Origin of the sequence: Streptomyces tubercidicus (genome assembly GCF_027497495.1) — a bacterium.
GTDB lineage: Bacteria > Actinomycetota > Actinomycetes > Streptomycetales > Streptomycetaceae > Streptomyces > Streptomyces tubercidicus.
Genome location: NZ_CP114205.1, coordinates 4,938,057 through 4,962,735, shown reverse-complemented (window position 1 = coordinate 4,962,735; position 24,679 = coordinate 4,938,057). Strand labels below are relative to the sequence as shown.

The window sequence follows — 24,679 nt, the reverse complement described above, 5'->3', positions numbered from 1 at the left end:
TACCGGGCGGGGAGGCGGGGCGTACGGCGAACGGCGGGGCACCGCGCGAGTCCTGGCCTCCCGCGCGGCGGCTCACACCCGCTGGTGACGGCGGGTCAGCCAGAGCGCACCGGCCGCACCGGCCAGCAGCACCGTGCCGCCGAGGGTGCCCAGGGCGACGGCGGAGTCCGCGGGTCCGGTCTGCGGCAGCTGCCCGCCGCCGGAACCGCCGCCGGTGGCGGACCCTCCGCCTCCGGAATCACCGGTGCTCCCGGAGGCAGCACCGGACGCCTTCACATCCAGGGTCAGCGAAGGCTTCGGATGGTTGCTGGGCGTACAGGTGGTGGTCGTGCCCAGCGCCTTGATGGTGAGGGTGGACGCCGTGAAGGTGACCTTGCCACTGGCCTTGGGCGTGTAGGTGCCGCTCAAGTCACTGATCTTGATGGGGGTGTTGGCCGGAATGGACTGGTCGTTCGGCGGCCCGGAGAGCGGCACCGTCCCGCTCTCCGCACCGCCCAGCTGGATCAGCGCGGTCGGCTTCATGGCCCCCTTGCCCAGCTCGACCGGGCTGGAGGAGACCCCCTTCTGGAAGGACATGACGAGCTTGTACGCGCCGCCGCTGGAGGTGCTCTTGATGTCGATGGGCGAGACCGCGCCCTTGTTGCCGATCGGCGTTTTGCACTGGTAGTTGACGTCGACGACCGCGGCATGGGCGGCCGGAGCGGTGAGCATCACCGCGGACCCCGCCGCCATCGCCACGGCCACGGCGAGGCCGGCCGCCCGGCCCGTGCGCCTGTCGTGCTGTTCGTAGAAGCGGGCCACGTCGAGTTCCCCTTCTCCCGTGAGCGCACCGCCGGATATTACTGACGGCACATCAGATTTGGCCGTCAAGGTACGCCGGGGACCTTGCCGAGGGAAGGCACAGCACAGCCCCGATCGCGGCGGCCTGAGGGCGGAGCGGAAATCCGGCCTCCCAGGGGCCGGTCGGGACGCGCCGAACGGCGGCTTCCGCACACGACAAAGCGCGGGCCCACCGGCCCGCGCTCAACTCTTCCTCCGTGAACCGCCCGTTCAGAACGGCGCGGCGAGCTCCGCCCATACGGTCTTGCCCGCACCGTCGGCGTTGCGCACCACGCCCCAGTCCAGGCACAGCCGCTGCACGATGAACATGCCGTGGCCACCGGGGCGGCCCGGACGGTGCGGGCTGCGCGGTGCCGGCTGGCCCGTACCGAGGTCGCTGACCTCCAGGCGCAGCACTTTGGCGGTGCAGCGCAGCCGCAGCTCCTCCGGCCCCTCGGCATGCAGACAGGCGTTGGTGACCAGCTCCGAGACGACGAGCAGCACGTCCTCCGCCGCGGCACGCCGGTCCGCGCCGGACGCCGGCAGCCAGCCCCAGTCGTGCAGAGCCTGCCGGGCGAAGTCACGGCCACGCGCCACGGCCCCTCGGGTGCCCGCCAGGCGCAGCCGGCGGATCTGACCTGCGGGGATGGCAGCGGCCGGGGCGGCGGAAGCGCCGGCGCCGCCCGGTTCCGGGCCGAGATCGCCCGGCGGGTACGGCCGGGTGGTGCTCATCAGCGCTTCACCTCACCGATTCGCCTGTTCACGGGAAACAGATACTGACTGATTCAACGGATTCAGATGTCTCCTGCCCGACCGGACCGTGAGAACACCCACTTCTTGAGCGCGGAAGGTGTGACACGTACTACGTGCCCGGAATGCAACGTTCCGGACGCCGTCGTCATCTCAGTCGGCCAGCGCCGCGTCGAGGGAGTCATGCACCGTGAAGACCGCCTCCGCGCCCGTGATCTCGAAGACCCGGGCCACCACCGGCTGCATCCCCGCCAGGTGCACCCCACCCCCCTCGGCCTCCGCCTTCAGGCGCGCGCCGAGCAGCACATTCAGGCCGGTGGAGTCCATGAACTCAAGGGGTGAGCAGTCCACCACCAGGCGTGCGTAGCCGTCGTCCACACAGCCTTCCAGTGACTCACGCAACAGATCCGCCGTATGGTGATCCAGCTCACCGGAGACCGTCACCACCGCGCTGGCGCCGTGATGGCGGATCTCGACGTGAAGCCGGCCCCGGCTTGCACTGCCGACCGTCCCGCGGTCCATGCGCGCGCACCCCTCTTGCTGTCTAGACGACTGTTTGCTTACGACTGCGCTCGTCGAACCCTACGCCTTCCTGACGCCTGTCGGTAGCCGAACAATCCGCATATTGCTCAATATACGGACAACACGCACTTGCCATCTTCAGCCAAAGCCAGGTAGGCGTAGAAGCACACATCCGAAACGGCCGGCTTTGGAGGCGCCGCACACCGCAGCTTCGCGTAGAGGCATCGGCAGCCATATGCCGAGAACGATGGAGGAGACCATGTCACCCCGGCTCGACGAATTGCGCACCGACGACACCCGGCAGCCCGCATCGTCGACACCCCCGTCCGACCCGACCGGACAGATCCCTGCCCAGCCGCTCGCCGCCGAATCAGAACTGGTGGGTATGGCTGAGATCGACGATCTGCCCGAGATCCCGCCGTTCGACGAGGTGGGCCCGGTGGACGCGAGGGCTCTGTCCAAGACCCTCTTCGAGCGACTCGAAACGCTTGAGGAAGGCACGCACGAATTCGCGTACGTCCGCAACACCCTGGTCGAGCTCAACCTCGCGCTGGTGAAGTTCGCGGCCTCCCGGTTCCGCTCCCGCAGTGAGCCCATGGAGGACATCGTCCAGGTCGGCACGATCGGCCTGATCAAGGCGATCGACCGCTTCGAAATCGGCCGTGGCGTCGAGTTCCCGACGTTCGCCATGCCGACCATCGTCGGCGAGATCAAGCGTTTCTTCCGCGACACCAGCTGGTCGGTGCGGGTGCCGAGGCGCCTGCAGGAGCTGCGCCTGGACCTCGCCAAGGCGGGCGACGAGCTCGCGCAGAAGCTGGACCGCGCCCCCACGGTGCACGAACTCGCCGCGCGCCTCGACATCAGCCGTGACGAGGTCGTCGAGGGGATGGCCGCGAGCAACGCGTACACCGCGAGCTCGCTGGACGCCCAGCCCGAGGAGGACGACAGCGAAGGCGCGCTGGCGGACCGCATCGGCTACGAGGACCACGGTCTCGAAGGCATCGAGTACGTGGAGTCCCTCAAGCCGCTGATCGCCGAACTCCCGCCGCGCGACCGCAAGATCCTCTCCCTGCGGTTCGTCGCCAATATGACGCAGTCCGAGATCGGCGAGGAGCTGGGCATCTCCCAGATGCATGTCTCCCGTCTGCTCTCCCGCACCCTCGTCCGGCTCCGCAAGGGGCTGATGATCGAGGAGTGAGGGACCCGCGGTCCCGGCCGGCCCACCATGGCCGGCCGTTGCCCGTGCGGAGGAGGGCCCGCCCCGGGGTACTCGGGACGGGCCCTCCTCCGTTGTGGCCGTTGTGGCCGCGGTGGCCGCCGTGGCCGTTTGGTGGCCGCCGTCAGATGAGAACTCCCTTGTGCCACACGGCCGATACGAGCGGGACGCCCGGCCGGTAGGCGAGGTGGACGTGTGAGGGCGCGTCCAGGAGGGCGAGGTCGGCGCGGGCGCCGGGGGCGATCCGGCCGACGTCCGTGCGGCGCAGGGCGCGGGCGCCGCCCGCGGTCGCCGCCCACACGGCCTCGTCGGGCGTCATTCCCATGTCGCGGACGGCCAGCGCGATGCAGAACGGCATCGAGCTGGTGAAGGACGAACCGGGGTTGCAGTCCGTGGACAGCGCGACGGTGGCACCGGCGTCCAGCAGCGGACGGGCGTCCGGCCACTGGGCGCGGGTGGAGAACTCGGCGCCCGGGAGCAGGGTGGCGACGGTGTCGGACTGTGCGAGGGCGTCGATGTCGGCGGCGCTGAGGTGGGTGCAGTGGTCGGCGGAGGCGGCGCCGAGTTCGACGGCGAGCTGGACGCCGGGGCCGTGGCCGAGCTGGTTGGCGTGCACCCGCGGCACCAGGCCCCTGGCCTTGCCCGCGGTGAGGACGGCGCGGGCCTGGTCGCCGTCGAAGGCGCCCTTCTCGCAGAAGACGTCGACCCAGCGGGCGTGCGGGGCGCAGGCGTCCAGCATCGGGCCGGTGACCAGGTCGACGTAGCCGGCCGGGTCGTCGGCGTAGTCGGGCGAGACGATGTGCGCGCCGAGGAAGGTGACCTCGTCGGTGTGCTCGGCGGCGATGCGCAGGGCGCGGGCCTCGTCCTCGACGGTGAGGCCGTAGCCGGACTTGGTCTCCTGGGTGGTGGTGCCCTGGCGGAGCGCCTCGGCGAGGTAGCGGGCGACGTTCGTGTGCAGGGCCTCGTCGGTGGCGGCGCGGGTGGCGGCGACGGTGGTGCGGATGCCGCCGGCGGAGTAAGGGCGGCCGGACATCCGGGCGTTGAACTCCGCGGTACGGTCACCGGCGAAGACCAGGTGGGAGTGGGAGTCGACAAAGCCGGGGATGGCCGCCCGGCCGCCGGCGTCGACGGCGTTGTCAGTGGCGGGTGCTTTGCTGGACTCACCGACCCAGGCGATGCGGTCGCCGTCGATGACGACCGCCGCGTCCTGGATCAGACCGAGGGGGCCTTCGCCGAGGGAGGGGTCGTTGGTGACGAGCTGGGCGATGTGGGTGATGGCGGTGGTGGGCGCGGAGGTCGTCGTCATCGCGGGGGTGTTCTCCTTCAGCCGCGTACGGCGGCGATGGATTCTGCGAGGGCGGTGGGTACGTCGGGGACAAGAGTGTGCACACCGTCCCGGACGATCTGCCGCCCGCCGACGATGGTGTGTCGTACGTCCGCCGCGGAGGCGGCGAATACGGCCGTTTCGGCGGCCATCCGGGGCAGTGGTCCGGCGGTGCGTACGGAGTCCAGTGCGATCGTGGTGAGGTCGGCGAGCGCCCCGGCTTCGAGCGTTCCGGCGTCGTCCCAGCCCAGCGCGGCGTGACCGTCGGCGGTCGCGGCGCGCAGCAGGGCGGCGGCCGTCCAGTGCCCGCGGGTGCGGGTGCGCAGCCGTTCGTCGAGCTCCATGGCGCGGGCCTCTTCGAGCAGGTCGATGACGGCGTGGCTGTCGCTGCCGAGGGAGAGCGGGCTGCCGCTCCGCTGGACCCGGGCGGCCGGGCCGATGCCGTCGGCCAGGTCGCGTTCGGTGGTGGGACACATGCACACGCCCGTGCGGGAGCCGCCGAGCAGCGCGATGTCCTCATCGGTGAGGTGGGTGGCGTGCACGGCGGTGGTGCGGTGGCCCAGCGCGCCGTGGTCGGCGAGCAGTTGGGTGGGGGTGACGCCGTGGGCGTCGCGGCAGGCGTCGTTCTCGGCGGTCTGCTCCGAGAGGTGGACGTGCAGCGGGGCCTGCCGTTCGCGGGCCCAGTCCGCGACGGTGCCGAGCTGACCGGCGGGGACGGCGCGTACGGAGTGGATGGCGGCGCCGATGCGGGCGTGTGCCTGCTCCTTGAGTGCGCCGGCACGCTGGGCCCAGCGGTCGGCGGTGCCGTCGGAGAAGCGCAGCTGGTGGTGGTTGGGCAGGGCGCCGAAGCCGGCCGAGAGATAGGCGGTGTCCAGGAGGGTGATGCGGATACCGGCCTCGGCGGCGGCGGAGAGCAGTGCCTCGCCCATGGCGTTGGGGTCGCGGTAGCGGGTGCCGCCGGGCGCGTGGTGCAGATAGTGGAATTCGCCGACGCAGGTGATGCCGGCCAGTGCCATCTCGGCGTAGGCGGCGCGGGCGAGGGCGTAATAGGTGTCGGGGGTCAGCCGGTCGGCGACGCTGTACATGACCTCGCGCCAGGTCCAGAAGGTGCCGCTGCCGACCTGCACGGTCCCGCGCAGGGCGCGGTGGAAGGCGTGCGAGTGGGCGTTGGCGAGACCGGGGAGGGTCAGTCCGCGCAGCGTGGTGGCGCCGGGCGGCGGGGTGTCGGCGCCGGTGCGGACGGCGGTGATCCGCCCGTCCGCGGTGTCCAGGGCCACGCCCGGCTCGACATGGGTGCCGAGCCAGGCGTGTTCGAGCCAGTACGTCGTCGGTGTGGTCTGCGTCGTCAGCGGCACGCCAGCCCCTCCAGTACGTCGGCGAGTGCGGTGACCCCGGCGACGCAGTCGTCCTCGTCGGCCGCTTCGGCGGGCGAGTGCGAGACGCCGGTGGGGTTGCGGACGAACAGCATCGCGGTGGGGACGGTGCCGGACAAAATACCGGCGTCGTGCCCGGCGCCGGTGCCCAGGACGGGCACGGGCCGCTCCCCCGTCTTGCCGAGGATCGCGCTCAGCTCGTCCCGCAGGGCGTGCTGGAACTCCACGACGGGGGTGAAGGATTCGCGGACGACGGTCAGGTCCACCCCGTCGCGGGCCGCGCGCTCGGCGGCGGCCCGCTCGATCCCGCTGATCACGGTGTCGAGGGTGTCCTGGTCGGGGGCGCGGGAGTCCAGCCAGCCGCGGACCAGCGAGGGGATCGCGTTGACGCCGTTCGGCTCCACGCTGATCTTCCCGAAGGTGGCCAGGGCACCGGCCAACCGGGCCTGCTCGCGGGCGGCGAGCACGGTCGCGGCGTAGCTGAGCATCGGGTCGCGGCGGTCCTCCAGGCGGGTGGTGCCGGCGTGGTTGGCCTCGCCCCGGAAGTCGAACCGCCAGCGGCCGTGCGGCCAGATGGCGGAGGCGATGCCGACCGGGTCGCCGGAGAGGTCCAGGGCCCGGCCCTGCTCGACGTGCAGTTCGACGAACGCGCCGATCCGGGCGAGCCGTTCGGGGTCCGGGCCGATGGCCTCGGGGTCGTATCCGGCGCGCTCCATGGCCTGCGGGAGGGTGATGCCGTCGCCGTCGCGCAGCTGGTGCGCGGCCTCGGTGGTCAGCGCGCCGGCGGCGAGCCGGGAGCCGACACAGGCCAGTCCGAAGCGGGCGCCTTCCTCGTCGCCGAAGTTGACGATCGCCAGGGGCTTGCCGAACTCCGCTCCCCTCCGCCGGAGTTCGTCGAGCGCGGCGAAGGAGGAGACGACGCCCAGCGGGCCGTCGAAGGCGCCGCCGTCCGGTACGGAGTCCAGGTGCGAGCCGGTGACGACGGCGTCGCCGGGGGCCACGTCCTGGTAGCCGGTGGCGCCGGACCAGGCCCACTGGTTGCCGTTGCGGTCCAGTTCGTAGGCGAGTCCACGGGCCTCGGCCTGGGCCCGGAACCACGCGCGGCAGTCGGCGTCGGCGCCGGTCCAGGCGTAACGGCGGTAGCCCCCGGAGGAGGAGTCACGGCCGAGCGGCCGCAGCTCCTCCCACATCTCGTGGAACGAGGCGGTCACGCGTCCCCGCCTTCGCCCTCGCGCATCGGGATGCGGACGCCGCGCTCTGCGGCGACCTCGTCGGCGCGCTCGTAGCCCGCGTCGACATGCCGGATGACGCCCATACCGGGGTCGTTGGTGAGCACCCGGCGGATCTTCTCGCCGGCCAGCGGGGTGCCGTCGGCGACGGTGACCTGTCCGGCGTGGATCGAGCGGCCCATGCCGACGCCGCCGCCGTGGTGCAGCGAGACCCAGGAGGCGCCGGAGGCGACATTGACCATGGCGTTGAGCAGCGGCCAGTCGGCGATCGCGTCCGAGCCGTCCTTCATGGCCTCGGTCTCCCGGTAGGGCGAGGCGACGGAGCCGCAGTCGAGGTGGTCGCGGCCGATGGCCAGCGGGGCGCGCAGGGTGCCGTCGGCGACCATCTCGTTGAAGCGCTCACCGGCCTTGTCGCGCTCGCCGTAGCCGAGCCAGCAGATCCGGGCGGGCAGGCCCTGGAAGTGGACCCGCTCACCGGCCATCTTGATCCAGCGGGCCAGCGACTCGTTCTCCGGGAAGAGGTCCAGGATCGCCTTGTCGGTCGCGGCGATGTCCCGGGCGTCACCGGACAGCGCGGCCCAGCGGAACGGGCCCTTGCCCTCGGCGAACAGTGGCCGGATATAGGCAGGGACGAAGCCGGGGAAGGCGAAGGCCCGCTCGTATCCGGCGAGTTGGGCCTCACCGCGGATCGAGTTGCCGTAGTCGAAGACCTCGGCACCGGCGTCCATGAAGCCGACCATGGCCTCGACGTGCCGGGCCATCGACTCCCGCGCCCGCTGGGTGAAGTCGGCGGGCTTCTCGGCGGCGTAGGCGGCCATGTCGTCGAAGTCGATGCCGACCGGCAGATAGGCCAGCGGGTCGTGGGCGCTGGTCTGGTCGGTGACGATGTCGATCGGCGCGCCCTCGGCGAGCATCTGCGGCAGCAGCTCCGCGGCGTTGCCGAGCAGCCCGATGGAGAGCGGTTTGCGCTGGTCGCGGGCCTCGACGGCGAGTTCGAGGGCGTGCTTGAGGCTGTTGGCCTTCACGTCCAGGTAGCGGTGCTCGATCCGGCGCTCGATGGCCCGCGGGTCGACGTCGATGCAGATGGCGACGCCGTCGTTCATGGTGACGGCGAGCGGCTGGGCGCCGCCCATACCGCCGAGGCCGGCGGTGAGCGTGATGGTCCCGGCGAGGGTGCCGCCGAACTTCTTCGCCGCGACGGCCGCGAAGGTCTCGTAGGTGCCCTGGAGGATGCCCTGGGTGCCGATGTAGATCCACGAACCGGCGGTCATCTGCCCGTACATGGTCAGGCCGAGGGCCTCCAGGCGGCGGAACTCCTCCCAGTTGGCCCAGTCGCCGACGAGGTTGGAGTTGGCGATGAGCACCCGCGGTGCCCATTCGTGCGTCTGCATCACGCCGACCGGCCGGCCGGACTGGACGAGCATCGTCTCGTCCTGCTTGAGCGTGGTGAGCGTGCGCACCATCGCGTCGAAGGAGCGCCAGTCACGTGCGGCCTTGCCCGTGCCGCCGTAGACGACGAGCTTGTCCGGGTGTTCGGCCACCTCCGGATCGAGGTTGTTCTGCAGCATGCGCAGCGCGGCTTCCTGCTGCCATCCCCGAGCACTCAGCTCCGTACCGCGCGGTGCCCGCACGGGTCGCGGTCCCGACATGGGCCGTGCCTCCCTGACGTCGATTGGATTGAGCTATTCACATATTGGGTTGCTGAATAGCACTAGTCAACAGCACGCGGTGCGCCACCCGCGACGAGCCGCGCTAACCAGCCACCGCTCCCGAAATTTTTGACTTGCCCAGCGGGAAAGTCTGCGCTAACTTTCCTAGTGGGCAAGTCAACGGGGGCGGCCCGAACGCCTTGGGGAGGCGACGAGCATGAGCACGACGATGGATGCCGAACGGGCCTGGCAGGATCTACAGCGCATCCGGGTCCCGCAGGAGCGGGTGTACGACGAGATCGAAAGAACCGCCCATGACGATGCCGGGGCGGCGTACACCACCGCCGCGGTCATGTGGCTGTTCCTCGCCGTCTCCGGCCTGGACGATCTGCCCGGATGGGCCTTCTGGCTGACGCTGACCGCGTACGTCGCCGTGCTGGGCACCCTGGGCGTGGTCCACAACCGCCGGACGCGGATCCGGCTGCACCGCTCGCGCCACAGCTGGCGGTCGCTCGCCACCTTCTTCGCGGGCGCGGCGGTGACCCTCGCGGCCATCCTGCTCTCCGGCCGTCTGGTCGACTGGCTGGCGCTGCCGTTCGGCAGCCTGATCCAGGCCACGATCTCGTCGGGCGCCTTCCTGCTCTTCGTCGGCCCGGCGAACCGCTGGGCGGTCAGCACACTCCGCGACCGAGGCGAAAGAACTCCGCACCGAAAGGCGGCCCGATGAGCACCCCGAGCGGCTTCGACGAACTGATCCACCCCGCCACCCGGCTGTCCGTGGTCGCGCTGCTCGCCGCCGCGGAATGGGCCGACTTCCCTTTCCTCCGCGACAGCCTCTCGCTCAGCGACTCCGCACTCTCCAAGCAGCTGTCCACCCTGGAAGAGGCCGGATATCTGGAGATCCGCAAGGAGGGCGGCGGCCGCAAACGCCGCACCAAGGTACGGCTGACGAGCCTCGGCCGGACCGCCTTCGAGGGACATGTCGCCGCCCTCCGCGCCATCGTCGAGGGCGCGGGGCCCACTGCGGCGCCCGCAGCCACCGGACCGGAGGCCGCCGCGGCGACGGCATCAGACACCCAGCAGCGCCCACATCACGCGAAGGCGGGCCGATGACGACAACCGACCACCAGCCCGTAGCCCCGGCCACGACGACTCCCGCACCCATGGGCGCCACCGCACCCCGCCAACCCGTCATCCGGGTACGCGACGTGCAGATGTCGTACGGAAGCCGGCACGTCCTGCACGGCATCGACCTCGACATCCACCGCGGCGAGATCTTCGCGCTGCTCGGCCCCAACGGCGCCGGGAAGACCACCACCGTCGAGATTCTGGAGGGCTTCCGGCAGCGCTCCGCCGGCGAGGCCGCCGTCCTGGGCACGGACCCGGCGCGCGGTAACGACGCCTGGCGCGCGCGGATCGGCCTGGTCCTGCAGTCCTGGCGCGACCACCGCCGCTGGCAGGTCGCCGAGCTGCTGACGCACTTCGCCACGTACTACCCGCGGCCCCGCGACCCGGCCGAACTCCTCGCCCTGGTGGGCCTCACCGAGCAGGCCCGCCAGCAGGTCGACCGGCTCTCCGGCGGCCAGCGCCGCCGTCTGGACGTCGCACTCGCCATCGTCGGCCGCCCCGAACTCCTCTTCCTGGACGAGCCGACGACCGGCTTCGATCCCGAGGCCCGGCGCGACTTCCACGATCTGGTCGAACGGCTCGCCCGCGACGAGGGCGTCACGATCCTGCTCACCACCCACGATCTGGCCGAGGCCGAGCGGCTGGCCGACCGCATAGCGATGCTGGTCAGCGGCCGGATCCGGGCCTGCGGCACCCCGTCGGAACTGGCCCGCAGGGCCGCCGCCCAGGCCGAGGTGCGCTGGACGGCACCCGACGGTACGGCCCGGCGCGAACGGACCGAGGACCCGTCCCAGCTGGTCTGGGAACTCCACCGGGAGACGCAGGGCCCGGTCCCCGGCCTGGAGGTCCGTCGGCCGACGCTGGAGGACACCTATCTGCACATGGTCCACCGGGACGACGGGGATGACGGGGACGACACCGACGCCGACGCCGGGACCACGGGGGCGAGCGGGGCCGGGGCCTTGGACATGAACGGGGCCTCGGACCGGGAGGAGCGAGCGGCATGAGGGGGACCGAAGTGACATCCGTGCCGGAAGCGACGGGGAAGACCGGAACGACCGGGACGAGGGACACGACCGAGGGGGCCGGTGCGGCATACCGGGAGGCGGGCGGTGCCCCGCATCCCCGCCGCCGCTACTGGCGCGCCGGGCTCCTCCGCGGCGGCATCGAGCTACGCCATCTCCTGCGTAACCCCAAGGAGTTGAGCGGCCATCTGGTCAATGTCGTCGTGGCGCTCGCGCTCGCCGGCTACCTCAGCGACAAGGTGCCCGGCACCCAGGTCCCGATGGCCCATCTGACGCTCTCAGGATTCGCCGCCTATCTGCTGTTCCAGATCGGGCTGGTCAATCTTCCGCAGATCCTGGTGACCGAGCGCGAGGAGGGCACCCTGCTGCGGCTGCGTGCCACACCCGGCGGCATACCGGCCTATCTCGTCGCCAAGTCGCTGCTGGTGGTCGCGATGGCGTTCGGCACGCTGGTGCTGCTGCTGGGAACGGCCGCGCTGCTGGTGGACGGGCCGCTGCCGCACGGGCCGGCAGGCTGGTTGACGCTGCTGTGGGTCAGTGCGCTCGGACTGCTCGCCGTCGTTCCGCTGGGAGCGGCCATCGGCGCCGTGCTGCCGAACCCTCGTGAGGCGCTTGCGCTGATCATGCTGCCCGTCATGGCGCTGCTGATCACCTCAGGGGCGATGTTCCCCCTCACCGCCCTGCCCGAAGCGGTCCAGAAGATAGCCTCCGTCTTCCCCCTGAAGTGGATGGCGCAGGGCCTGCGCTCGGCCCTCCTTCCCGACGCCGCCCGCGCCGCCGAACCGGCCGGCTCCTGGGAGCTGCCCACGGTGGCCCTGATACTCACCGCCTGGGCCGTCCTCGGCTTCCTCCTCGCCATCCCCCTCCTGCGCCGCGCCGCCCGCCGCGAATCCGGCTCCCGCCTCAGCGAACGCCACCGCAGGGCGGGGCTGAGCGGAAGCCAGGCAGATTGAGGGAGGGGGACGGGAGGTGCGAAGGTGCCCTGACCAGCGCCTTTTGTCCTGGCCGCGCTGTGCCGCCACTATGCGTTGGCGTTGTACCCCCGGCCAATGGTGGAGTTGAACCATGACGTTTACGGAGCGAGATCGAGCCGTAGAGGCAGCCGTTGCGCGGGGGCTGGTGGGGGCCGGCGAACCCGTGGCGGGGCTGCTGGACATTGCCGGGATCCGGCGTTCGGCGGGTGAACTCCGCGCCGCGTTCGAGGAGTTCACCGCCCCGGGCACCCCGGTCCTGCACGCCTTCGCGGTGAAGGCTGCCTCGCTCGTGCCCGTGCTGGAGCTGCTCGCGCAGGAGGGGCTCGGCTGCGAGGTGGCCAGTCCCGGTGAGCTGGCGCTGGCCCGTGCCGCCGGGGTGCCGGTCACGCGGACCGTCCTGGACTCGCCCGCCAAGACCCACGCCGAGCTGCGTGAGGCGCTGGCCCTCGGGATCGCCGTCAACGCCGACAACCCGGAGGAGCTGGCGCGGATCGACGCGCTGATGGGCACCGCGCCGAGCACCGCGCCCATCGGTCTGCGGGTCAATCCGCAGATCGGCGGCGGCACCATCGGGGCGATGAGCACCGCCACCGACACCTCGAAGTTCGGTGTCGCGCTGCGTGACGAGGGTGCCCGCGAGTGGGTCGTCCGCGCCTTCCTTGACCGCCCGTGGCTGACCCGGCTGCACGCCCATGTCGGCTCCCAGGGCATGCCGCTGGAGCTGATGGCCGCGGGGGTACGGGCCCTGTTCGTGCTGGCCGAGGAGATCAACGAGCGGGCCGGCCGGCGCCAGATCGACACCCTCGACATCGGCGGCGGCCTGCCGGTGAACTTCTCCTCGGACGCCACCACCCCGACCTACCGCGAGTACGCCGCGCTGCTGCACGCGACGGTCCCCGGCCTGCTGTCCGGGCGCTACGGGCTCGTCACCGAGTTCGGCCGCTCACTGCTGGCGAAGCACGGTACGGTCCTCGCCCGGGTCGAGTACGCCAAGTCGGCCGGCGGCCGCCCCATCGCCGTCACCCATGCCGGCGCCCAGGTCGCCACCCGCACGGTCTTCGTCCCCGAGGCCTGGCCGATCCGGGTCGCCGCCTACGACGCCGAAGGGCGCCCCAAGACGGGCGCTCCGGTTGCCCAGGACATCGCGGGGCCGTGCTGCTTCGCCGGTGACCTGGTCGCCGAGAACCGGCCGCTCCCCCTCCTGGATGCCGGTGACCACGCCGCCCTCCTGGACACCGGCGCGTACTACTTCTCCACGCACTTCGCCTACAACTCCCTTCCCCGCCCCGGCATTTACGGCTATGCGCCGGACCCGGACGGCACCCTCCGCTTCGCGACCATCCGCACCCCGCAGACACTGGAGGAACTCACCACGGAGAGCGGCTCGGCCCACGCATCAGCCCTGCGCGACCTCGGGCGGCCGTAGGTAGCCGACCCGCCCGCCGCCGGACCACCGGGCCCAACCGGTGCCATCGAGGCAACGCCCGTGCCCGCGCGCCACCTGGCTACGCGCCCCACGCCCGTGCGCCACCTGGCCACGGGTCCTACGCCCGCATGGCACCCGCCCATGGGCCCTACGCCCGCGTGGCACCCGCCCGCGCCCCACCGGCTCGTGCGTCCCCGGCCGCCGCCCCTGTCAGCACATAGCCGCGGACCTCCTTGCCCGCCGCTCCGCCCCGCGCCCCACGACAGACCTCCTCGCCCCGAGACCGCTGCGCCCTGCCTGCCTCCGGCACACGCCCGGCCCATGCAGGGCACAAGTCCGTCCGGCTCCACGATCACCCGCTCACTCCACGAACAGCCCCCGTGCCGCCGCCCTCGCGTCGAACTCCTCCAGGCGGGCCTGGGCGTCGGGCAGGGCGTCGCACATCGCTTCCAGGAGGACGCGGCCCAGCAGCATGGGGGCGCAGGCCGTGTCGAAGGCCAGGCCGGTGCCGACGGGGGCCGGGAGGAGGAGGTCGGTGTGGTGGGCGACGGGGGCGAAGGCGCTGTCGGCGACGGTGACGACGGTCAGACCGGAGGTGCGGGCGTACTCCAGGGCGTCGACGACCTCACGGGGGTGGCGGGGCAGGGCGAAGCAGAGGAGGGCGCTCGCACCGGCCCGTACGGCGGCGTCGATGCGGTCGGTGAGCATGGTGCCGCCCTCGTCGAGCAGCCGGACGTCGGGGTGGACCTTGCGGGCGAAGTAGCTGAAGCCGGCGGCCTGGGCGGTGGCGGCGCGCAGGCCGAGGACGGGGAGCGGGCGGGAGGCGGCGAAGAGGCGGCCGGCCTCGATCACCGGCGACGGGTCGGCGAGGGCGGCGGCGAGATGGCGGAGGTTGTCGATCTCGGCCTGTACGGCCTGCTGGTACTCGTTGTAGGAGCCGGTGTCGCCGGGCTTGTCCGTGGGGGCGACCTCGCGCAGATGGCGGCGGAGCGCCGGGTAGCCGTCGAAGCCGAGGGCGACGGCGAAGCGGGTGACGGAGGGCTGGCTGACACCGGCGAGTTCGGCCAGTTCGACGCTGGAGAGGAAGGGCGCGTCGGCGGCCCGGCGCACCATGCAGTGCGCGATCCGGCGCTGGGTGGGGGTCAGCCGGTGGCCCTCGAACAGCTTCTGCAGCCGGGCGGCGGTACCGGTGTCCACACCACTGGCCACGCCGATGTCCATCCCGCTGTCCATGCCACTGTCCGCATCGGTGTCCACGCCGCTGTCCGCACCGGGCTCCCGCCCGCCGTCCACACCGCCGCCCGCGCCATCGTCAGCAGCGCCGCCGAGGCCGCCACCGATGCCGCCGCCGTTGTCCCCGTCCCCGCTCATCGCCTCTGCTTCCCGGCCCGGTCGGGGGCCTTGTCCTGTGTCGACCGACTGTACGGAATTCCTGGCCCGCTCCGGTCCCGGGTACGCCACCCCACCCGGCCGTACGGGACCGCCAGGGCCGCCCCGGTCACCTCGGTCACCGACCACCCCAGCCACCTCACCCGCGCCGGCCCCCACCAGCCCCTCACAGCTCCGCCAACCCCTCCAGCAACCCCGCCGCCACCGCCACATCATCCGTCAGCGGACGGTCCTCCATCCGCGGGTCGAGGGCCTCGGCGGCGAGGGTGTAGGCGGTGGCGAGGGGCAGTCCGGGGTCGGGTTCCAGGGAGCGCATCCGCAGGGCCCGTATGGCGGCGACCAGTTCGCAGGCGAGGATCTGCCGGTAGTACGTACAGGCGCGCAGGGCCTGGCGCGCGCCGAGGGAGGCGAAGCTGGCCTGTTCCTCGACGCCGCGGGAGAGCACGGCGTGGCCGAGCGAGGCGGGGTGGGAGACCGCGCGCATCTCGCCGAGCGCGGCGCCGGCCGCGTATTCGAGGATCATCACGCCGGAGCTGGCGGGCGCGGCGTCGCCCAGGAACGGCCGCAGCCGGGTGAAGTCGGGCTCGGAGAGCGCGGCGAGCCGGGCGGTGGACAGCCGGGCGGTCTGCAGCACGGCCAGCCGGAAGGTGTCCAGGGCGAGCGCGGCATGCGCGGCGTAGAAGTTGCCGTGGTGGTAGGCGGCCTGGTCCTCGATGCTGATCATGGGGTTCTCGGCGGCGGCGTTCACCTCGACGGTCAGCACCCCCTCCAGCGTGTCGGCGGCGTCCAGCGCCGGGCCGTGTATCTGCGGGAGGCAGCGGAAGCCGTACGGGTCCTGGATGCGGCCGAGGGGCGGAGCGGGGCGCGGCGGGATGCCGGAGAGGGCGCGCAGCCGGGTGGCGGCGGCCGCGGAGCCGAGGTGCGGGCGGGCGAGCATGACCGGTTCGGCGAAGGGTTCGTAGGAGCCGCCGACCGCGAGGAGGGAGAGCGCGGCGATCGGGAGCGAGGCGGCCAGCAGCCGGCGCAGTTCGTCGAGGGCGAGTGCGGACTGGCCGAGGGTGAGGGCGTTGCTGCTGATCAGGGCGAGGGCGTCGTTGTTGTCGAGGGCGATGGGGGCGGGGGCACGGGCGCCGGGCGCGCAGAGCCAGGGGTGTTCGCCGGCCAGGGCGAGGCCGGTCTGGGCGAGCGCGGCCAGATCGCCGGTGCCGACGGCGCCGTGTTCGTTGACGACGGGGTGCGCGCCGGCGTCCAGGGCGGCGAGCAGGGAGGTGATGACGGCGGGGTTCAGGCCCGCGCCGCCCGCCAGCAGCTGGTTGGCGCGTACCGCGAGCATGGCGCGGACCTCGCGGCCGGGCAGCGGGTCGCCGATCGCTCCGGCGTGGCTGCGCAGCAGCCGCAGTCCGTGCTCGGCGTCCGCGGCCCCGACATCCTCCGTGCGGTTGGCGCCGACGCCGGTGCTGCGTCCGTAGACCCGGCCGGTGGCGGCGAGGCGGCGGGCGGTTTCCCAGGATTCCTCGGCGCGGGCGAATGCCTTGGGGTCGGGCGCCGTGGGGTGGGCGGTGCGCTCGGCGAGGGCGGCGATATCGGCGGGGTGCAGAGCGCTGCCGTCGAGTGTGATGCGGCGGCCCGTGCGGGGGCTGTTGTCCAGCATGTGAGAAACCAAGGGGCTCAACTCCCTCTTTTATCGCGCTTTGTTAATGGAAGTCCGACACCCCGTTCCGTACGGTAAGCCGACGCAACAGGCGAGGGAAAAGGCGATTCAGGTTCGCCTATTGACTTCTATTCACGCGCCTATGACTCTGCATGACCATATGCAGGCCGGGCAAGGGGCAGCGGATGATCAAGTTCGACGCAGTCAGCAAGCGATACCCGAATGGCACCACCGCCGTGGACGGGCTGTCCCTGGACCTTCCCGAGGGCGGCGTCACCGTCCTCGTCGGCTCATCGGGGTGCGGCAAGACGACCACCCTGCGGATGGTCAACCGCATGGTCGAGCCGACGTCCGGCACGATCAGCGTCGGCGGCCGCGACATCCTGGAGGCGGACGCTGCCGAGCTGCGCCGCGGCATCGGCTACGTCATCCAGCAGTCCGGTCTCTTCCCTCACCGTACGATCCTGGACAACATCGCGACGGTCCCGCTGCTGCTGGGCTGGGGCCGGCGCAAGGCCCGCGCCCGCGCCGCCGAGCTGCTGGAGCTGGTTGGCCTGCCCGCCGACGCCGGGAAGCGCTATCCGCACCAGCTCTCCGGCGGCCAGCAGCAGCGCGTCGGCGTGGCCCGTGCGCTCGCCGCCGACCCGCCCGTGCTCCTGATGGACGAGCCGTTCGGCGCGGTCGACCCGGTGGTCCGCACCCAGCTGCAGAACGAGCTGCTCCGGCTCCAGGAGGAGCTGCGCAAGACCGTCGTCTTCGTCACCCACGACATCGACGAGGCGGTCCGGCTGGGCGACCGGATCGCGGTCTTCCGCACCGGCGGCCGGCTCGTCCAGTGCGCCGCGCCCGCCGAGCTGCTGGCCCGTCCGGCCGATGATTTCGTCGCCGACTTCCTGGGCGCCGAGCGCGGGCTGAAGCTGCTCTCGCTCACCACCCTCGCGGACGTGCCGTACGCGCCGGGCGGGGCGATACGCGCGGACGAGCCGGTCGGCGGGATATCCCGCGACGGCGACCGCTGGCGCCTGGTGACCTCCCCGCGCGGCGAACCGCTGGGCTGGCTGGACACCGACGCGCTGCCGTCCGGCGGCACGGCCGGCGAGGCCGCTCTGGAGGCCGTACGGCCGCTGCGCGACACCGACTCATTGCTCTCCGCGCTGAACGAGGCCGTTTCCTCCCCGGCCGCCGCGGTCGCCCGGGTCACCGCCGACGGCGTGCTCACCGGCCTCACCTCCCGCGACGCCATCCACGAACGCGCGGGCCGCAGCCACGCGGAGGCGGGCCGGGCGGCGGAGACGGAGACGGGCCGAGCGGCACCCACCCCGGAGTCCGCACCGAAACCGCCCGCTACGGAGCCCGCTACCGAGTCCGCCGCAGAGCCCCCCGCCACCCCGGAGCGCTCCGCATGACCATCGAGTGGGGCTGGTTCCCCGACCACGCCGACGAGATGGCCCGGCTCACCGCGGACCACCTCGCCACCGCCGTCCCCGCGGTCCTCCTCGGCCTGCTGATCGCGCTGCCACTGGCGGTCCTCGCACACCGCGTACGGCCGCTGCGCGGCTTCGTCCTCGGTGCCTCCAACATCCTCTACACCATCCCCTCCCTCGCCTTCTTCGTGCTGCTGCTGCCGGTCACCGGACTGACCCGCACCACCGCGATCGTCGGTCTGACCGCGTACACCCTGGTCGTGCTGGTGCGGAACACCGTCGAGGGCCTGGACGCGGTCCCGGCCAAGGCCCGCGAGGCATCCCAGGCGATGGGGACCCGGCCGCTGCGCACCCTGCTCACCGTCGAGCTGCCGCTCGCCCTCCCGGTGATCATGGCGGGCGTACGGGTCGCCACCGTCATGTCCATCTCCCTGGTCAGCGTGGCCAGTTACATCGGATACGGCGGCCTCGGCCAGCTCTTCACCGACGGCTTCCAGCGCAACTACCCCACCCCGGTCATCGCCGGTGTGGCCCTGACCCTGCTGCTCGCCCTGGTTGCCGACGCGCTGCTGGTGACCGTCCAGTGGCTGTGCACCCCCTGGCTGCGCGGCACCTCCCGGCAGCGCACCTCTCTGCGGCGGAAGGCAGCGTGACGCGCCGATGCTCGAACTCCTGAAGAACCTCGCCTCCTGGCTGACCAGTGCGGCCCAGTGGTCCGGCCCCGAGGGCATCGCCACCCGCGTCCTGGAGCACCTGGAGTACTCACTGCTCGCCACGCTGGCCGCGGCCGTGATCGCGCTGCCCATCGGCCTGCTCATCGGGCACACCGGCCGCGGCGCCTTCCTCGCCGTCAACCTCTCCTCCTTCGGCCGGGCGCTGCCCACCGTCGGCCTGGTCACCCTGGTGTTCCTGGCGGGCGGGCTGAGCGTCTGGCCGGTGTATGTGTCGCTGGTCGCGCTCGCCGTACCGGTGATCATCACCAATACGTACGCGGGGATGGCCGCCGTCGACCCCGAGGTCAAGGACGCCGCCAAGGGCGTGGGGCTGCGCGGCCGCCAGGTCCTCTGGCAGGTCGAACTCCCGCTCGCGCTCCCACTGATCATGACCGGCGTGCGGCTGGCGACCGTGCAGGTCGTCGCCACCGCCACCATCGCCGCCTACGTCAGCTTCGGCGGGCTCGGCCGCTATGTCTTCGACGGCCTGGCGCAGCGCGACCTGGTGCAGGTCCTCGGGGGTGCGGTCCTGGTAGCCGTGCTCGCCGTCGTCGCCGACCTGGCGCTGGGCGGTCTGACGCGGCTGCTGTTCCGGGGCCGCCCGGCCGCCGCCCGCTGAGCACCGCGCCGCCTGCTGAGCACCGCCGCCCCCGTCCCCTCCGTACGTCCCGAGGAGTCCCGCCCATGAACCGTCGTACCGCCTTGACCGCACTCCTGGCCGGGGCCTCGGCCCCGCTGCTGGCCGCCTGCTCCTCCGGCATCACCTCCCTCAAGGGGGACGGCGTCGGCGGCGACAGCGGCAGCAGCAGCGGCGGACTGACCATCGGCACCGCCAACTTCACCGAGAACCAGATCCTCGGCTACCTCTACGCGGGCGTGCTGACCGCCGCCGGGGTCAAGACCACCGTCAAGCCCAACCTCGGCTCCCGCGAGATCGTGGTCCCCGCACTGCGCTCCGGCGATATCGACCTGCTCCCCGAGTACCAGGGCAGCCTGCTGCTCTACCTGGACCAGAAGGCCACCGAGACCGAGGCGGGCGCGATGCAGAACGCGCTGGCCACCGTGCTGCCGAACGGCCTGGAAGTCCTCCCGTACGCCGCCGCCGAGGACCGCGACAGCTTCGCCGTGACCCGGGAGACCGCCGACCGCTACGGGCTGAAGACGCTCGCCGATCTGCGCAAGGTCAACGGCAAGCTGGTCTTCGGCGCCGCCGCCGAGATGAAGAAGCGGGTCGTCGGGGTCGTCGGCCTCAAGGAGCAGTACGGGGTGGAATTCAAGGAGTTCAAGGCGCTGGACTCGTCCGGTCCGCTGGTCAAGGGCGCGCTGAAGAAGGGTGACATCGATATCGCGAACGTCTTCACCACCGATGTCGACACCGCGGAGAACGGCTGGGTCATGCTCGCCGACCCCAAGAACCTGATCCCGGCCCAGCACATCGTCCCGCTGATCGCCGCCCGTAAGGCCGACTCCCGGGTCCGCAAGGCCCTCGCCCGCCTCGGCAACGCCCTCACCACCCCGCAGCTCACCGAACTCAACCGCCTCGTCGACAAGGAGAAGCGCGACCCGGACCGGGTGGCCGAGGCGTGGCTCAAGAAGCAGAAGCTGAGCTGATCCCGGTGGGGCCCTCGTAGCGGGGCGGCAGGCCGAACAGCGGGAACAGCCGCTCCGTGTCCAGGAAGGACTGGAGGGCGGTGACCCGGCCGTCCGCGGTCTCGATCACCTGGAGCGCCCAGGGCTTCCCGTCCGCGCGGTACTGCCCGAACCCGGCCCGGCCGTTCGCCCTGACCGGCACCAGATGCGACCCCTCGCAGCCGCCGCCCGGCCCGAGAAGCCATTTCAGGATGTCGGCGCGGCCGCGCAGCCACAGTGCGTACGGCGGCATGGACAGCGTGGAGTCCTCGTGCAGCACGGCCGTGAGGGCGTCCATGTCGAACCGCTCGAAGGCGTCGACATAGCGCCGCAGCAGCGCCTGCTGGGCGTCGTCCAGCGGCTGCGCCGGGGCCTCGGCGGCGCCGTCGCCGGACGCGGCGAGAGTGGCACGGGCCCGCTGCAGCGCGCTGTTGACCGAGGCGACCGAGCTGCCGAGCAGTTCCGCGACCTCGCTCGCCGACCAGCTGAGCACCTCCCGCAGGATCAGCACCGCCCGCTGCCGGGGCGCCAGCCGCTGCAGCGCGGAGATGAAGGCGAGCCGGATCGACTCCCGGGCGACGGCGGTCTCCGCCGGGTCCCCGGCGGACGCCAGCACCCGCTGGTCCGGAATGGGCCCGATCCAGGCCGCCTCGGGCAGCCCCGTGCCGATCGGGCTGTCCACGCTCGACGGGGACGCGAGATCCATCGGCCGGGCCCGGCGCTGACTCCCCTTGAGCAGGTCCAGACAGACATTGGTGGCGATCCGGTAGAGCCAGGACCGCAGCGAGGCCCGCCCCTCGAACCGCTCATAGCTCCGCCAGGCCCGCACCATCGTCTCCTGCACGGCGTCCTCGGCCTCGAACGCCGACCCCAGCATCCGATAGCAGTAACCGGTCAGTTCACTGCGGTGCGCCTCCAGCCGCTCCACCGGCTCCGCGGCCTCCACCGCCGGGGCTCCCCCGGCCACCGGGGCCCGGCCGGCCGCCCCGGCTCCACTCATCGAGGACCGTTTCATCGAGCACCCGCCCATCCGCCCATCGGCCGACCACCGGAACACACGCCCGACCGTACCGGAACGCCCGGCTCCAGTCTGCTCTCCGGCACGGGAGGGTGCAGCCGGAGGCCGGAGGCGTCAGGCAGGCGCGGAACGGGGGACGGTCGGCCCCGCGCGGGACGGGCCGGAGGCCATCGCTCCGGCCGGTCCTCCCCCGGGTCATCTGCGTAGCTGTACGGCGCGCAGTACGCCTCCGACGACCGCACCGGCCAGGACGCTCAGCAGAAGCCGGGCGGGTTCCGTCACACCGGAGAACGCGGTGTGCGTGAGCGCAAAGACGACCACGACCGCCAGAATTCCGGCGAACAATGCCTTTCTCATGTCCTCCCCGTCATCGTTTCCCGAGGGCAGTGGCGCCCGGGGCACACCCCCGTCCCGGCGCCGCCTGTACACCCGCCTATCCCGCCGGGCACCACGTAATCCCGGGCACCACGTAATCCCGGACCGCGCGTGAACAGCGGGGGACGAGCCGGGCGCCGGACCCGCGGTGTCACCCCCGCCGGGGCTCCACCGCTGAGCGCCGTTCCGAGAGGCGGGGGGCGCAGAGGATGCGTTTGCGGCGGACGCGGCGGCCCTCGATGGCGGCGACCGCGAGGCGGGCGGCCTCCTTGGCGATCTCGGCCAGGCCCCAGTCGACGGTGGTCAGGGGCGGGGTGAGGACCCGGGAGACGGGGTGGTCGTCGAAGCCGACGACGGAGAGGTCGCGGCCGACGGTGAGCGCGGCCTCGGCGGCGGCCGCGTAGACGCCGTAGGCGATGGAGTCGGAGAAGCAGAAGACGGCGGTGGGCGGGGCGAGCGCACCGGCCGGGCGGCGGCCGTCCGGGCTGTTGGCCAGGACGCGGCGGGCCATCGCGGTCGCCGCGTCCAACTCCTGGGGGCAGGGCAGGACTTCGGCCTCGATGCCGAGCCGGTCGGCGGCCTCGCGGACATAGACGTCGGCGGGGCGGTCGGGGGTGGAGGGGCCGGTGGGGGTCAGCACGGTGACCCGGCGGTGGCCCAGCCCGCGGAGGTAGTCGAGGACCGCGTCGATGCCCGCCCGGTTGTCGAAGAGCACCTCGCCCGCCGTACGGGCGCGGCTCAGCGCGTCGCCGATGGAGACCACCGGCACCGCGTCGGCGATCTTCGACCAGCCCTCGGCGGACGGGTCGACGGGCGAGACCAGCAGACCGTCCACCCGCTGGTCACGCAGCTGCTTGGCCAGCGCCAGTTCGCGTTCGGGGTCACCGCCCGCGTCGAGGATCAGCGCATAACGGTCACCGGCCAGCAGTTCGCGCCCTATGGCCGCCATCAGCTGCTGCTGCCACAGGTCCTGGAGATCACCGGCGAGCACACCGACCGTGCTCGTACGGCCGCTGGCGAGCGCGCGGGCGATCGGGTCGGCCTCGTAGCCGAGCTCGGCGGCGGCCTTGCGCACCCGCTCCTCGGTCTCCTTGGAGACATGCTTGCCGCGCAGCGCGTAGGAGACGGCGGCGGTGGAGAGTCCGGTGGCCTCGGCCACCTCGCGGAGGGTGGTGCGCTTATTGGGCCTGGCCATGTCCGGAAGCCTACCCAAGGAGGGCGCCGCACCGGTCCACGATGCGGTCTTTCCGAGGGCGCATACGGGGCCGGGATCGACGGCGTCCACGGCCCGGCCGGTCCGGTACGGCCTTGACAGCTGCGGGTGTTAACCGTTTCACTTAAACGCATCAGTTAATCGGTTAAGTGAAACGGTTCAGGGCTGCCGCGGGGCTACGCACCACGGCCCGCCCGCGCCGTCCGTACGACCGCGCCGTCCCGGAGGGAGGCCCGTGCCCACTGACGTCCACCAGCACATCTGGCCACCCGGGTTCCTCGCCCTGCTGCGGTCCCGCACCGCGCCGCCCCGGCTCGACGGCTGGACGCTGCATCTGCCCGGTGAGCCGCCGTACGCCGTCGACCCCGCCGACCACGACATCGCGGCCCGCGCCCGGCTCGCCCGCGCCGACGGCCTGGATCTCGCCCTGGTGTCGCTCTCCAGTCCGCTCGGCATCGAATATCTGCCGCCAGCGGAGGCAGCCCCACTGCTCACCGCGTTCCATGACGGCGCGCTGGACCTGCCCGCCCCCTTCGGCGTCTGGGCCTCGGCCTGCCTCTCCGCCCCCGAGCCCGACCCCGAGGCGCTGCGGCGCGAGCTGGCGCGCGGCTGTGCGGGCCTCCAGCTCCCGGCGACCGCCCTGCTCGACGCCGCGGGCTGGGCGCGCTGCGCACCGCTGCTGGAGGTCGCCGCCGAGCAGGACAAGCCACTGTTCATCCACCCCGGCGCCGCCCCGGCCGCCGAGCCCACGGCCGGCGCCGAGCCCGCCACCCCCGCCTGGTGGCCCGCCCTCGTCCCGTACGTGCAGCAGCTGCACACGTCCTGGTTCGCGTTCCGCGCCTTCGGCCGGCCGCGCCACCCGGAGCTGCGGGTCTGCTTCGCCGCGCTGGCCGGTCTGGCGCCGCTGCACGGGGAGCGGCTGGTCGCGCGCGGCGGCGGACGGGACCGCGGGCGGGTGGACTGCCGCGCGTTCTACGAGACGTCCTCCTACGGCACCCGTGCGGTGGACGCCCTCGTACGGGCCGTCGGCATCGATGTGGTGGTCAGCGGAAGTGACCGCCCGTATGCCGCCCCCGTCATCCCCGACCTCGGCGCGGACGCCGCCGTCCACGCCCTGCGCCACACCAACCCGGCCCGCCTGCTGGGCCCGACGAAAGGAGCCCGTCCATGACGGACACCGCCTCCCAGGCCGACACCGCCCGTGAGGTCCCCGACGGCGAGCAGCCGTTCACCGCACTGCCCGAACGCAACCTCGACAAGCGCGAGCTGCGGACCCTGGTCGACGGGCTGGCGGCGCGTCCGGAGCTGTGGCGCGGGCAGGTCGCGTTCTCCGACACCGAGCGGCACTACGCCTCGCTGTACCGCGATGAGTTCGTCGACGTCTGGCTGCTGTGCTGGACCCGGCAGAACGACACCGGCTGGCACGACCACGACCTCTCCTCCGGGGCGGTGCGGGTCGTCCAGGGCGTCCTGACCGAGTCCAACCCCCGGATCGGCGGCGAGCATCTGGCCACCGCGGTCGGCGCGGGCTCCTCGTTCTGCTTCGGGCCGGACCATATCCACCGCCTCACCGGCGCGACCGACGACGCGGTGTCGGTGCACGCCTACTCGCCGCCGCTGTGGCGCCTGGGCCAGTACGACATCACCGAGGACGGGCTGATGCGGCGGATCTCCGTCTCGTACGCGGACGAGCTGCGGCCGGTGGACGCGCCGACCGCCGCCTGAGCCGGCCACCGCCCGACGGCCACCAGAGCCGCCACCCGCCACCCGTTACCACTAATTAACCACCCTCACCGCTCCCACCTATTGACCTTCCATTCACCGCCATCGAT

The 24,679-nt window shown here is 72.5% G+C and carries 24 protein-coding genes; 12 read left to right on the top strand and 12 right to left on the bottom strand.

The window, feature by feature from the left end:
• Positions 1–72: 72 nt before the first annotated feature.
• The 3 genes from STRTU_RS21670 to STRTU_RS21660 form a co-directional block, all read right to left on the bottom strand.
• Positions 73–801, bottom strand: coding sequence for an LPXTG cell wall anchor domain-containing protein (locus tag STRTU_RS21670; protein WP_159747129.1), 729 nt, complete (start codon positions 799–801; stop codon positions 73–75).
• Positions 802–1,050: 249 nt separating this feature from the next.
• Positions 1,051–1,551 (bottom strand): ATP-binding protein, encoded by a 501-nt coding sequence (locus STRTU_RS21665; protein ID WP_159745313.1) that lies wholly within the window; start codon positions 1,549–1,551, stop codon positions 1,051–1,053.
• Between the two features lie 171 nt (positions 1,552–1,722).
• Entirely contained in the window at positions 1,723–2,091 is a 369-nt protein-coding gene (locus tag STRTU_RS21660; protein WP_018093152.1) for an STAS domain-containing protein, read from the bottom strand.
• Between the two features lie 385 nt (positions 2,092–2,476).
• Between STRTU_RS21660 and STRTU_RS21655 the strand changes: the two genes are divergently transcribed.
• On the top strand, positions 2,477–3,289 hold the full coding sequence (locus STRTU_RS21655; RefSeq protein ID WP_371873679.1) for an RNA polymerase sigma factor SigF: 813 nt from the start codon (positions 2,477–2,479) through the stop codon (positions 3,287–3,289).
• A 142-nt stretch (positions 3,290–3,431) separates the two neighbouring features.
• Here the strand turns inward: STRTU_RS21655 and hutI are convergent, their stop codons facing one another.
• Genes hutI through hutU form a run of 4 tightly spaced genes read right to left on the bottom strand, consistent with a single transcriptional unit; the run spans position 3,432 to position 8,882 of the window.
• Positions 3,432–4,613, bottom strand: a complete 1,182-nt coding sequence (gene hutI, locus STRTU_RS21650) for an imidazolonepropionase (RefSeq protein WP_159745311.1) — start codon at positions 4,611–4,613, stop codon at positions 3,432–3,434.
• A 17-nt stretch (positions 4,614–4,630) separates the two neighbouring features.
• Positions 4,631–5,986: a formimidoylglutamate deiminase gene (locus STRTU_RS21645; RefSeq protein WP_167539183.1), complete on the bottom strand. Its 1,356-nt coding sequence runs from the start codon at positions 5,984–5,986 to the stop codon at positions 4,631–4,633.
• Positions 5,977–7,194, bottom strand: coding sequence for an allantoate amidohydrolase (locus tag STRTU_RS21640; protein WP_246241444.1), 1,218 nt, complete (start codon positions 7,192–7,194; stop codon positions 5,977–5,979). The genes STRTU_RS21645 and STRTU_RS21640 overlap by 10 nt, the downstream gene beginning before the upstream one ends.
• Before the next feature lie 17 nt (positions 7,195–7,211).
• On the bottom strand, positions 7,212–8,882 hold the full coding sequence (hutU, locus tag STRTU_RS21635; protein ID WP_159745307.1) for a urocanate hydratase: 1,671 nt from the start codon (positions 8,880–8,882) through the stop codon (positions 7,212–7,214).
• A 217-nt stretch (positions 8,883–9,099) separates the two neighbouring features.
• Here hutU and STRTU_RS21630 point away from each other — a divergent pair, with 217 nt between their 5' ends.
• The 5 genes from STRTU_RS21630 (at position 9,100) to STRTU_RS21610 (ending at position 13,435) form a co-directional block, all read left to right on the top strand.
• Complete coding sequence (locus tag STRTU_RS21630; RefSeq protein ID WP_159745305.1) at positions 9,100–9,609, top strand: hypothetical protein; 510 nt, start codon at positions 9,100–9,102, stop codon at positions 9,607–9,609.
• Positions 9,606–9,995, top strand: a complete 390-nt coding sequence (locus tag STRTU_RS21625; RefSeq protein ID WP_159745303.1) for a transcriptional regulator — start codon at positions 9,606–9,608, stop codon at positions 9,993–9,995. The genes STRTU_RS21630 and STRTU_RS21625 overlap by 4 nt, the downstream gene beginning before the upstream one ends.
• A gap of 50 nt (positions 9,996–10,045) precedes the next feature.
• The gene (locus STRTU_RS21620) at positions 10,046–11,017 is read left to right on the top strand and encodes an ABC transporter ATP-binding protein (RefSeq protein WP_246241442.1); all 972 of its coding nucleotides are present in this window, start codon (positions 10,046–10,048) and stop codon (positions 11,015–11,017) included.
• The gene (locus STRTU_RS21615) at positions 11,014–11,988 is read left to right on the top strand and encodes an ABC transporter permease (RefSeq protein WP_246240997.1); all 975 of its coding nucleotides are present in this window, start codon (positions 11,014–11,016) and stop codon (positions 11,986–11,988) included. Before STRTU_RS21620 ends, STRTU_RS21615 begins: the two co-directional genes overlap by 4 nt.
• 112 nt (positions 11,989–12,100) lie before the next feature.
• A complete protein-coding gene (locus tag STRTU_RS21610) occupies positions 12,101–13,435 on the top strand; it encodes a type III PLP-dependent enzyme domain-containing protein (protein WP_159745299.1) in 1,335 nt (444 codons plus the stop codon).
• Between the two features lie 360 nt (positions 13,436–13,795).
• Here STRTU_RS21610 and STRTU_RS21605 read toward each other — a convergent pair whose 3' ends face one another.
• Together STRTU_RS21605 and STRTU_RS21600 are read right to left on the bottom strand one after the other, a co-directional pair.
• On the bottom strand, positions 13,796–14,668 hold the full coding sequence (locus STRTU_RS21605) for a MurR/RpiR family transcriptional regulator (RefSeq protein ID WP_246241440.1): 873 nt from the start codon (positions 14,666–14,668) through the stop codon (positions 13,796–13,798).
• 322 nt (positions 14,669–14,990) lie between these two features.
• Complete coding sequence (locus tag STRTU_RS21600) at positions 14,991–16,475, bottom strand: aromatic amino acid ammonia-lyase (protein WP_159745295.1); 1,485 nt, start codon at positions 16,473–16,475, stop codon at positions 14,991–14,993.
• 185 nt (positions 16,476–16,660) lie between these two features.
• On the opposite strand from STRTU_RS21600, the gene STRTU_RS21595 reads away from it, so the two are divergent.
• From STRTU_RS21595 to STRTU_RS21580, 4 genes are all read left to right on the top strand, one after another.
• Positions 16,661–17,881 carry an ABC transporter ATP-binding protein gene (locus STRTU_RS21595; protein WP_246240994.1) on the top strand — a complete coding sequence of 407 codons (1,221 nt, stop codon included), beginning with the start codon at positions 16,661–16,663 and terminating at the stop codon, positions 17,879–17,881.
• Positions 17,878–18,552: an ABC transporter permease gene (locus tag STRTU_RS21590; protein ID WP_159745293.1), complete on the top strand. Its 675-nt coding sequence runs from the start codon at positions 17,878–17,880 to the stop codon at positions 18,550–18,552. The genes STRTU_RS21595 and STRTU_RS21590 overlap by 4 nt, the downstream gene beginning before the upstream one ends.
• 7 nt (positions 18,553–18,559) lie before the next feature.
• Positions 18,560–19,231 carry an ABC transporter permease gene (locus STRTU_RS21585; RefSeq protein WP_159745291.1) on the top strand — a complete coding sequence of 224 codons (672 nt, stop codon included), beginning with the start codon at positions 18,560–18,562 and terminating at the stop codon, positions 19,229–19,231.
• A 65-nt stretch (positions 19,232–19,296) separates the two neighbouring features.
• On the top strand, positions 19,297–20,223 hold the full coding sequence (locus STRTU_RS21580; protein ID WP_159745289.1) for an ABC transporter substrate-binding protein: 927 nt from the start codon (positions 19,297–19,299) through the stop codon (positions 20,221–20,223).
• Here STRTU_RS21580 and STRTU_RS21575 read toward each other — a convergent pair.
• The 3 genes from STRTU_RS21575 to STRTU_RS21565 form a co-directional block, all read right to left on the bottom strand.
• Complete coding sequence (locus STRTU_RS21575; RefSeq protein ID WP_159745287.1) at positions 20,201–21,241, bottom strand: sigma-70 family RNA polymerase sigma factor; 1,041 nt, start codon at positions 21,239–21,241, stop codon at positions 20,201–20,203. The two genes, STRTU_RS21580 and STRTU_RS21575, sit on opposite strands and share 23 nt — an antisense overlap.
• Before the next feature lie 213 nt (positions 21,242–21,454).
• The gene (locus STRTU_RS21570; protein WP_159745285.1) at positions 21,455–21,616 is read right to left on the bottom strand and encodes a hypothetical protein; all 162 of its coding nucleotides are present in this window, start codon (positions 21,614–21,616) and stop codon (positions 21,455–21,457) included.
• A gap of 169 nt (positions 21,617–21,785) precedes the next feature.
• The gene (locus STRTU_RS21565) at positions 21,786–22,829 is read right to left on the bottom strand and encodes a LacI family DNA-binding transcriptional regulator (protein WP_159745283.1); all 1,044 of its coding nucleotides are present in this window, start codon (positions 22,827–22,829) and stop codon (positions 21,786–21,788) included.
• A gap of 253 nt (positions 22,830–23,082) precedes the next feature.
• On the opposite strand from STRTU_RS21565, the gene STRTU_RS21560 reads away from it, so the two are divergent.
• On the top strand, positions 23,083–24,018 hold the full coding sequence (locus STRTU_RS21560; RefSeq protein ID WP_159745281.1) for an amidohydrolase family protein: 936 nt from the start codon (positions 23,083–23,085) through the stop codon (positions 24,016–24,018).
• Positions 24,015–24,572 (top strand): cysteine dioxygenase, encoded by a 558-nt coding sequence (locus STRTU_RS21555; RefSeq protein ID WP_159745279.1) that lies wholly within the window; start codon positions 24,015–24,017, stop codon positions 24,570–24,572. The genes STRTU_RS21560 and STRTU_RS21555 overlap by 4 nt, the downstream gene beginning before the upstream one ends.
• Positions 24,573–24,679 lie beyond the last annotated feature (107 nt).

What these genes read in the sequence shown, in the direction of transcription:
- STRTU_RS21570 (WP_159745285.1), bottom strand. Translation starts at nt 21,616, where the DNA reads ATGAGAAAGGCATTGTTCGCCGGAATTCTGGCGGTCGTGGTCGTCTTT.
- STRTU_RS21555 (WP_159745279.1), top strand. Translation starts at nt 24,015, where the DNA reads ATGACGGACACCGCCTCCCAGGCCGACACCGCCCGTGAGGTCCCCGAC.
- STRTU_RS21630 (WP_159745305.1), top strand. Translation starts at nt 9,100, where the DNA reads ATGAGCACGACGATGGATGCCGAACGGGCCTGGCAGGATCTACAGCGC.
- STRTU_RS21610 (WP_159745299.1), top strand. Translation starts at nt 12,101, where the DNA reads ATGACGTTTACGGAGCGAGATCGAGCCGTAGAGGCAGCCGTTGCGCGG.
- STRTU_RS21605 (WP_246241440.1), bottom strand. Translation starts at nt 14,668, where the DNA reads ATGGACAGCGGGATGGACATCGGCGTGGCCAGTGGTGTGGACACCGGT.
- STRTU_RS21625 (WP_159745303.1), top strand. Translation starts at nt 9,606, where the DNA reads ATGAGCACCCCGAGCGGCTTCGACGAACTGATCCACCCCGCCACCCGG.
- STRTU_RS21660 (WP_018093152.1), bottom strand. Translation starts at nt 2,091, where the DNA reads ATGGACCGCGGGACGGTCGGCAGTGCAAGCCGGGGCCGGCTTCACGTC.
- STRTU_RS21575 (WP_159745287.1), bottom strand. Translation starts at nt 21,241, where the DNA reads ATGAGTGGAGCCGGGGCGGCCGGCCGGGCCCCGGTGGCCGGGGGAGCC.
- STRTU_RS21655 (WP_371873679.1), top strand. Translation starts at nt 2,477, where the DNA reads ATGGCTGAGATCGACGATCTGCCCGAGATCCCGCCGTTCGACGAGGTG.
- STRTU_RS21640 (WP_246241444.1), bottom strand. Translation starts at nt 7,194, where the DNA reads ATGTGGGAGGAGCTGCGGCCGCTCGGCCGTGACTCCTCCTCCGGGGGC.
- hutI (WP_159745311.1), bottom strand. Translation starts at nt 4,613, where the DNA reads ATGACGACGACCTCCGCGCCCACCACCGCCATCACCCACATCGCCCAG.
- STRTU_RS21565 (WP_159745283.1), bottom strand. Translation starts at nt 22,829, where the DNA reads ATGGCCAGGCCCAATAAGCGCACCACCCTCCGCGAGGTGGCCGAGGCC.
- STRTU_RS21620 (WP_246241442.1), top strand. Translation starts at nt 10,046, where the DNA reads ATGGGCGCCACCGCACCCCGCCAACCCGTCATCCGGGTACGCGACGTG.
- STRTU_RS21580 (WP_159745289.1), top strand. Translation starts at nt 19,297, where the DNA reads ATGAACCGTCGTACCGCCTTGACCGCACTCCTGGCCGGGGCCTCGGCC.
- STRTU_RS21590 (WP_159745293.1), top strand. Translation starts at nt 17,878, where the DNA reads ATGACCATCGAGTGGGGCTGGTTCCCCGACCACGCCGACGAGATGGCC.
- hutU (WP_159745307.1), bottom strand. Translation starts at nt 8,882, where the DNA reads ATGTCGGGACCGCGACCCGTGCGGGCACCGCGCGGTACGGAGCTGAGT.
- STRTU_RS21665 (WP_159745313.1), bottom strand. Translation starts at nt 1,551, where the DNA reads ATGAGCACCACCCGGCCGTACCCGCCGGGCGATCTCGGCCCGGAACCG.
- STRTU_RS21600 (WP_159745295.1), bottom strand. Translation starts at nt 16,475, where the DNA reads ATGCTGGACAACAGCCCCCGCACGGGCCGCCGCATCACACTCGACGGC.
- STRTU_RS21595 (WP_246240994.1), top strand. Translation starts at nt 16,661, where the DNA reads ATGATCAAGTTCGACGCAGTCAGCAAGCGATACCCGAATGGCACCACC.
- STRTU_RS21615 (WP_246240997.1), top strand. Translation starts at nt 11,014, where the DNA reads ATGAGGGGGACCGAAGTGACATCCGTGCCGGAAGCGACGGGGAAGACC.
- STRTU_RS21585 (WP_159745291.1), top strand. Translation starts at nt 18,560, where the DNA reads ATGCTCGAACTCCTGAAGAACCTCGCCTCCTGGCTGACCAGTGCGGCC.